Here is a 7,264-nt window from a genome sequence, read left to right as displayed (position 1 = left end):
TCTGCTCGGATCTCATTCTTTATTCGGCGGGCAATTTGCCGGTGTTTGACCATATTCGGCGCCCGCCGACTATTTAGATCTTACCGTTATCCATAGCCCAAGCTAAAAAAATTAGTGAAGTACTGGGGTTGGCAAAGACGACCCGGCCGGTTCATTGGCGAGATGAAAACAGAGGTGCGGGTGCTCCCGCACATTTCCCGCGATAAGGGTGACGGTATCAGGAGCGATTCAAACCGCAAAAATACGGTCAACAGCAATTTTGACAACCGGTATGGTCATATAGAGCGCCGAACTCCAGGTGTTACCGGTCGCGGCAACGAGGATACAGACAACCGAGACGAACGGGATGATGAGGATATGGTAGCGCAACTGCCGGATATAACTCTCCTTTACCGTCGGTTCAACAAGCCGGTGACCACGGCTTGCATACAGCCATTGCAGGAACATTCCCATCCCGATAGCAAACAGGTTGAGATCGAAGACGATCGCACCGAGAGGGACATTCGGGAAGTCCCCGGCATAGGATGTTGAGAAGGGCAGGAGGGCCACAAACAGCATGGTGACGAGATTGATCCAGACAAATATCTTGTCAATATGTCTGATGGAGTGATACTGGACATGGTGTACCAGCCAGAATGCCCCGAGAATCAGGAACGCGAGCACGTAATGGAGGAAATCCGAGTGGAGTGAGAGGAGAATACTGGCGGCAAACTCCGGTGTCTGGACAATGGAGGTCTTGTCGGGCAGGGAAAGGCCGATGACAAGCAGGGTCATCGCAAAGGCAAATATCCCGTCTGAAAGCCCTTCCAGCCGCCCTTTGGTGAGGTGCATCTCCTCACCGGTCTCGGTCTCATCTGTCATGATATGCTGATCACAATTTGGTTTTTGGGGAATTTGAACCCAACGTACCGGCGGGCTCCGGGCCAACCGCGAGATTACACCCAAGTAATCTGCACTTCATCAGATGCCCATACCCGATTCCGTCGCCCACCAGCCGTGTTCAACAAGGTTCTGGAACCGGCAGATCACGTCCATCTCCGCACATCCGGCTGAAACAGGGCCGGAAGACAAATTGGAGGGGATCGTCCCTGCAGGGGATCCCCCCACAGGAGGTAGTTCAAAGACCGTCTTTTCCGCCCCAGAGAACACCTGAGGATAGATATGGATAACCTGCGCCGTAATCTTCGAAACCTGCCCGTCGGCAGAGGTCACAGCATAGAGCGTGCCTGCCGAATAATTCTTATCGCCGTTCCCGCCAGGCAACCCATTCTGGTAGTTGGTCATATCCTCAATTACCGGAAAACCGCTGATATTTTTCTTCTGCACGAAATCCGCGTGCTTGTGCCCTGTCAGAATAAGCGTGGGTTTGACGATCAGGTCCTTTGCTATATCTTTCCCGAGCGGGGAGAGCGCCCGGTTCTTTTCCATATACCAGTGCGTGGCAATGATTGCCTGTGAACGGGAGCTGTTCGCAAGAGCAGTCCGGATACGGGAAAATTCTTTAGGAGAGAGGGACGTTTTCACATAATTGATCCCCACGAGATCAAAATCCCCGACCGTTGTTACGTAGTTGGTTTCCGGCTCCCCGGAATACCTTGTATAATACCCGTACTGTTTTCCATAGTCCACATCGTGGTTGCCGGCAATCGTGTAAACGGGGATCGTGGTATGGTTCCGGGCCCTGATGTAGGCATCCCATTCCGACTTCTTATTCCAGGTATTTACCAGGTCGCCGGTGATGATGATAGCCGAGATGTTATACCGGATTTTTTGGGACTCCAGGTACGAGAAGGTCAGGTTGTACGTGCCCGGGTAGTACGTGGCAAGGTTCTGGGTATCTGACAGGTGGACGATCGAGTACGTGACGGGAGTCCCCGCAGCCTGTACGGACGCAGGCAGGAATATGCAGGAGAGGAGCGTTGCCAGAAGGAGCAGGCGGAGAACAGGACCGGACGACCTCGTAAGAGGGTTCGAAAAAGACGGGTGGTGAGGGGCAGGGGCCGGAACTGCGGACGGGATCATCGGTCGTTTACCGCTTCAGGCGAGCTGCTCTCCTCTTCTGCGGCCGCTTTGTCCCGGGAGAAGATCGACCAGATTGCACTGAAGGGAGAACGGGCACTCATCGGTTCTTTCGGGCGTACGCCCTTGAAGAGGATCTCGGCTTCTGCTGCACCTTCCTCGACATACATCTTCTCGGTAACATCTTCGAGGGATCCGGCAATCGCCACCGTCTTTCCGTTTTTGACCACCGGGATCTCGTTCACCTCGATCCAGACCCGCTTCCCGCTGCCGGTGGTCATCTCCAGCCGGTAGGGGGGTTCCCGCCGTCCGGACGAGACCGCACGGAGGGTGCGCTCAAGACCTGCGGCATTCGCCGGGTTGTCGGTCAGGAAATCAGTCCACGATCGTTTTCCTTCCCCCCGCCGGCACCCGAGCAGGGTGCGGATCCGGGGGCTGACGTAGACCATGGTATGATCCGTTGTATGGGAGTAGTACATCGGGCTCCCGCTCTCCAGCACGAGCATGAGCTCCTCGTCGCGTTTGCGTATGGCTTTCTGCTCGTTCTTGACCGGCGTGACATCCCGCCCGGCAGCAACGATCTCGCGGACATTCCGGTCCGCATCAAGGAGGGATCGGGCCGACCAGCTGATGCACCGCATCCCATGCCGGGTCTGGATCCACTGCTCCACTATGCAGGAGAACGGGGGACGGAAAAGTTTGGTCATCTGGGTGGCAACAACGTCGGCGTACCGCTCGTCATTCACCGGCATGAAGACGCTCCCGACCAGCTCCTCCCGGGGCCTGCCAAGAGCTTCACTGTACGCGGAGTTCACGAAAAGAAGACGACCTTCCAGGCTGAACTTTACCAGAAAATCCTGCTGGCACTCGACAAGATCCCTGTACTGATTCTCCGTGGCATCCATGGTCATGACCCCACATCCCTGTGCCGGTTCACGTCTGATATACCGGGTAAAAGAGAGTGTTTTCTCTCCACTCATGATCATCTGTTGCAGAACTATTAATGTTGCACGATGCCGAACGCTGTCGGGATGGGATATACTCCATTTCCAGCCGCTGATACCTATAAGGCGTTGTACCACAACGTATGGTTACATGAGCGGGGTGAACGCGATGAGGGGCAGATATGACGGGGGATTTACCGGGCTTGAAGCAGCAATTGTACTTATCGCGTTCGTCACCGTTGCTGCGGTCTTTGCGTACGTAGTTATCGGCGCAGGATTCTTCACTACCCAGAAAAGCCAGGAAGTAATCCAATCCGGTATCCAGCAGGCCAGTTCTGCCATGATGATGACCGGGAACGTGTACGGTATCGGCACACCCGGGAGCACCATCGACATGGTCAACTTCACCATTTCCGTAGCAGCCGGAGGAACACCCATCGATATGGAGAAAACGGTAATCACCTATAGCGATAAGAACCACCTGGAGACCCTCGCACCCGTGACAGGATATTTCAGTTCTTCCACAACGCCGGGCACATGGGCAATCACGGACCGGCAGAACGAGCGGGGAATTTCCGACAACGTGCTTGACAAGGGAGAGCAGTTCTCCATCAGTGTCCACCCGTCTGCCGGGATAGTGAAGAACCTGGAATTCTCCATTGAGGTTGCACCTGCAGGGGGAGCCCCGATGCAGATCCTGCGCACGGCGCCGGCGGTAATCTACGGGGTAAACCAGTTCTATTAACCGCGGGAAAAGAGGGGACGAAAGGTTTTGTGTCCGAGGGTCAGACAACGGCACCGAGTTTCTGTTGTCCTTCGACAACACGGTGGAACTTCTGGGAAGAGGTTTCCGGGATCTTCCCGATGCGGGCAATCCTTTCCTTGCCGTACATCACGGCCCGGAGGCTGGCAAGAGAGAGGGTAAAACTGCCAGCCCCGAAGAGATCCACGTTCAGTGCCTTGCCGGAAGCCGAAACCTGGGCAAGTCCCCGGGTAGCGCCGAGGTAGTAGTTCCAGTTGCGGGTGAGTTCCTCAACCTGCACGACAACCCTGCCCGAGACTGCCCGGATCAGATCCGAGCGGCGGATGGCATACCGGGTCCCGAGGATATGAAGTTCAATGACCTCGTTCATATCCCCGTTGCTGTCGATAGCGCTGCATCCTGTCCGCTGGAGGTATCCTGCTTTTTCCATCATACACGACCACCTTCTGTCGTATCATGGCGTTGATCAGGGAGGTATATAACCCGTCAGCGTGTGCAGGGTGAAAGTGAATTTTTTCAAAAAAAGGAGGCCAGCCCGGCAAGGTTACCGGAATCAGGGGGGTTTTAGTCAGGCCGGGTATCGAGCAGGGCATTGAGGACCTGCTCGACAAAGGAGAGGGTGCCATTGATACCGGCAAGGGGGCGGGGAGCGATCCGGACCTCGCCCCGCAGGGGGGGTGTCATGCCTGTGAACACCCGGCCCGGACTCACGCTCCGTTCAAAGGAGGAACCGATCACGAGATCAGGGTCACGGGATGCAATGAGTTCCCGGACCTGGCCCATACCGGTGACATGTTCAGCAGGATAACGGGTTTCTTCCGGGGGGTTGCGGGAGCAGATACCGCGGATATCCGCATCAAGGTACTGCTCAAGCGTCTCTGCCGCAAAGCGGGCATAGGAAAAGCCGGCCGCAATGACCACGGACGGGGGATCGTATCGCTGCAGGTATTTGTCGCACACCCGTATGATCCGCTCTTCCTGGAGATCGGCCTCGGCAAGCACCGGGGAGATATCCGCACCGGGAAACAGGTTCCCAAGGCGGCAAAAAGTTGCCCTTACGGCCGCAAGGCCTAGGGTCTCCCCGCAGCACTCCCCGACACCACTGGCAAAATCCCGGTTGGTTCCGACCGTGCAGGCAGCCGATGCAGAGATCCGGGAAAACCGGTCCTGGCAGAACACGGTAGCCACCGGGATCGACGCAGCCGTAAGGAGGCGCCGTACCTCCTGGACATTGCCGGAACTGTACGGGTCAAAAAGGGAGACCCCGTCGATATTCACGCCGGGGGTATCCGGATTGACCTGAACGGGAAGCGCCGCGAGGGCCTTCCGGTAGCCGGTCTCAACGTCACCGGCAAAACCAGGGCTGTCTACGAGGATCACATCGTAGTTCTCCAGCATTGACCGGATATCCTCGCCAAGAAGGGCAGGAACGCAGGTGGTGATGACCGCGATCTTCTTTCCTTTGCCGGAAAGGCCGCTGACCACTTCCAGGAGGCGCTCTTCCGAGCCGAAGATCACCTCGTGTTCGAGAATAAAGGTCCCGTGGAGCGGGGCATGGAGGAGGGTTGCCGGGTAGTAATAGCAGCCGCTCGACCCGTGGATGACCACGCTCATGCCCTCAAATCCGGCAAGACATGCGGCGGCCCCCGTCATTGCACAGGGCCAGAGCGGGTTCGTGCATTCAGGCATGGATCGCCCGCCTCCAGCGGTGGAGCATCCGCTTGACCCCGTACGTGCCAACGGAAGGAGCTGCAGGAAGGGGAGTGCTGTCCTGGAAGTTCCCGATCTTCAGCCTCAGCATCCCGGCAGCCTCCTCGGCAGCCCGGACGCTCTCCGGATCGGTCGGGGTCTGGTCGAATACGACCGGGGCGTCCCGTAGGTCGGAAAAGCCATCCAGGATCTCATCCTGGAGGGACCGTTCCTCTTCCGCCACGCGTCTGCCATCAACCCCGCAGGCCCGGGCAACTGAATCGATGAACGAGAGGGTCCCGGAGAGCCCGAGGGGAAACGAGGCAATATAGGGCGTGCCAAAGCGCTGCCGCAGGTATTCACCCACGGGAGCCAGCCCGGGTTCGCGGAGGATATTGAGCCGGCCTGCGCCCAGGAGGGAGATCTGGTCAACAGATGTGGTATGCACAAAGCGGGTGTTGATCTCAAGGCCGAGAAGGGTGAGAATGCGGTGGATCTCCCGGTAGTTCTCCTCAACTTCGTATTCGAGGTTCCGCTCCCCGATGATATTCACACCGTAAGTTTTCCCGCTTTCAGGGGCCGTGGCGGCAATGGCGATGAGGGCATTGTTCACCCCGTCCTGAAACGTACCTCCAAGAAAACCGGCAGTAGGGATGGGTATCACCGGGACCCGGAAATCCCCGGCACAGATTCCTCCGACATCGTCTCCTATGGTATCGATAATACAGGTTGAGAGGACATAGATCGCCCGCACATTGCGGCAGGCAGCAGATTCAAGGGTCCGCCGGAGGGATTCCTCCCCGCCGAAGATGATATCGGTTTCAGCAAGCCCGGTCGAGACCAGTTCGGGGATGGAAATACGGTCGTTCTCCAGCCCGGTTGCGTGCAGCAGCGAGATGTTGTGGTGGCTGCATCCCTTTGGCCCGTGGATCACGCTCACCGTATCGCGGACGTGCGTAGTCACCGAGAGCGCTCCTGTAAGGGTGCAGCCCCGGAACCTAGATGAATCGGTAGGCGAGTTGTTCGAGGTCATCGATCTCAAGAGGGGTGGGGATCGTGAGGTTGGTATTTTCCATGACACGGGTGGCAAGCGAGCGGTAGCAGGCGGCCTGGGTAGAAGCCGGGTCGTATTCGAGCACGGTCTTCTTGTTGAGCTCGGCGAGCTGGACAATCCGGTCGCGGGGGATGTACTCAACCAGCGAACTGTTCACCCGCTCTGCAAACTCGCGGACCAGTTCCTCCTCGCGGGGCTCACCCTTGGCATTGCAGATCACCCCGGCAAGCCGGCACTTGCTCTTGGCCCGGGATGCGAGCCGTTTTATCGCCTTGCAGATGTTGTTTGCGGCATACAGCGACATCAGCTCGCCGGAGGTTACCAGGTAGATCTCCTGGGCATACCCTTCCCGCATGGGCATGGCAAACCCGCCGCAGACCACGTCGCCGAGCACATCGTAGACGATAACATCACCTTTGAGATCCCCGAACTTCTCCAGGATCTGGAACGTTGCGATGATGCCACGGCCTGCACACCCGACACCGGGCTCAGGCCCGCCAGCCTCAACGCACCGGACCCCGTTGAACCCGGTGTAAACGATATCCGAAAGGGAGATTGCAGCATCGCCCCGGGTCCGGACCAGGTCCATGACCGTTGGTATGAAACTCCCGTGCATCAGCATACGGGTACTGTCCCGCTTGGGATCGCACCCGATCTGGAGAATGTCGAGGTCCATTAAGGAAAGGGCCGCCGACAGGTTGGCCGATGTGGTGGATTTCCCGATTCCTCCCTTGCCGTACAGGGCGATCTGCTTCATCAGCCTAGTATGGGGCGGCAATTTATATTAGATCTTCT

General features: G+C 57.5%; 8 protein-coding genes. 1 reads left to right on the top strand and 7 read right to left on the bottom strand.

Annotated features, from left to right (window positions below):
- Positions 1-228: 228 nt before the first annotated feature.
- The 3 genes from WC598_RS12750 to WC598_RS12740 all read right to left on the bottom strand — a co-directional run bounded on the left by WC598_RS12750 (position 229) and on the right by WC598_RS12740 (position 2,999).
- Positions 229-861, bottom strand: a complete 633-nt coding sequence (locus WC598_RS12750; RefSeq protein WP_372961887.1) for a TMEM175 family protein — start codon at positions 859-861, stop codon at positions 229-231.
- Positions 862-960: 99 nt separating this feature from the next.
- A complete protein-coding gene (locus tag WC598_RS12745) occupies positions 961-2,022 on the bottom strand; it encodes a metallophosphoesterase (protein WP_372961886.1) in 1,062 nt (353 codons plus the stop codon).
- Positions 2,019-2,999 carry a PAS domain-containing protein gene (locus WC598_RS12740; RefSeq protein WP_372961885.1) on the bottom strand — a complete coding sequence of 327 codons (981 nt, stop codon included), beginning with the start codon at positions 2,997-2,999 and terminating at the stop codon, positions 2,019-2,021. The genes WC598_RS12745 and WC598_RS12740 overlap by 4 nt, the downstream gene beginning before the upstream one ends.
- Positions 3,000-3,114: 115 nt before the next feature.
- On the opposite strand from WC598_RS12740, the gene WC598_RS12735 reads away from it, so the two are divergent.
- The gene (locus WC598_RS12735) at positions 3,115-3,708 is read left to right on the top strand and encodes a flagellin (RefSeq protein WP_372961884.1); all 594 of its coding nucleotides are present in this window, start codon (positions 3,115-3,117) and stop codon (positions 3,706-3,708) included.
- Between the two features lie 40 nt (positions 3,709-3,748).
- Here the strand turns inward: WC598_RS12735 and WC598_RS12730 are convergent, their stop codons facing one another.
- From WC598_RS12730 to cfbC, 4 genes are all read right to left on the bottom strand, one after another.
- Entirely contained in the window at positions 3,749-4,159 is a 411-nt protein-coding gene (locus WC598_RS12730) for a hypothetical protein (RefSeq protein WP_372961883.1), read from the bottom strand.
- A gap of 131 nt (positions 4,160-4,290) precedes the next feature.
- On the bottom strand, positions 4,291-5,415 hold the full coding sequence (locus tag WC598_RS12725) for a nitrogenase component 1 (protein WP_372961882.1): 1,125 nt from the start codon (positions 5,413-5,415) through the stop codon (positions 4,291-4,293).
- On the bottom strand, positions 5,408-6,448 hold the full coding sequence (locus tag WC598_RS12720) for a nitrogenase component 1 (protein ID WP_372961881.1): 1,041 nt from the start codon (positions 6,446-6,448) through the stop codon (positions 5,408-5,410). The genes WC598_RS12725 and WC598_RS12720 overlap by 8 nt, the downstream gene beginning before the upstream one ends.
- Positions 6,414-7,226 carry a Ni-sirohydrochlorin a,c-diamide reductive cyclase ATP-dependent reductase subunit gene (gene cfbC, locus WC598_RS12715; protein ID WP_372961880.1) on the bottom strand — a complete coding sequence of 271 codons (813 nt, stop codon included), beginning with the start codon at positions 7,224-7,226 and terminating at the stop codon, positions 6,414-6,416. The genes WC598_RS12720 and cfbC overlap by 35 nt, the downstream gene beginning before the upstream one ends.
- Positions 7,227-7,264: the final 38 nt, after the last annotated feature.

The organism is Methanoregula sp. (assembly GCF_041645475.1).
Classification (GTDB): domain Archaea; phylum Halobacteriota; class Methanomicrobia; order Methanomicrobiales; family Methanospirillaceae; genus Methanoregula.
Note: the sequence above shows the minus strand (reverse complement) of the source record. Positions and strands in the feature narration are given on the sequence as shown.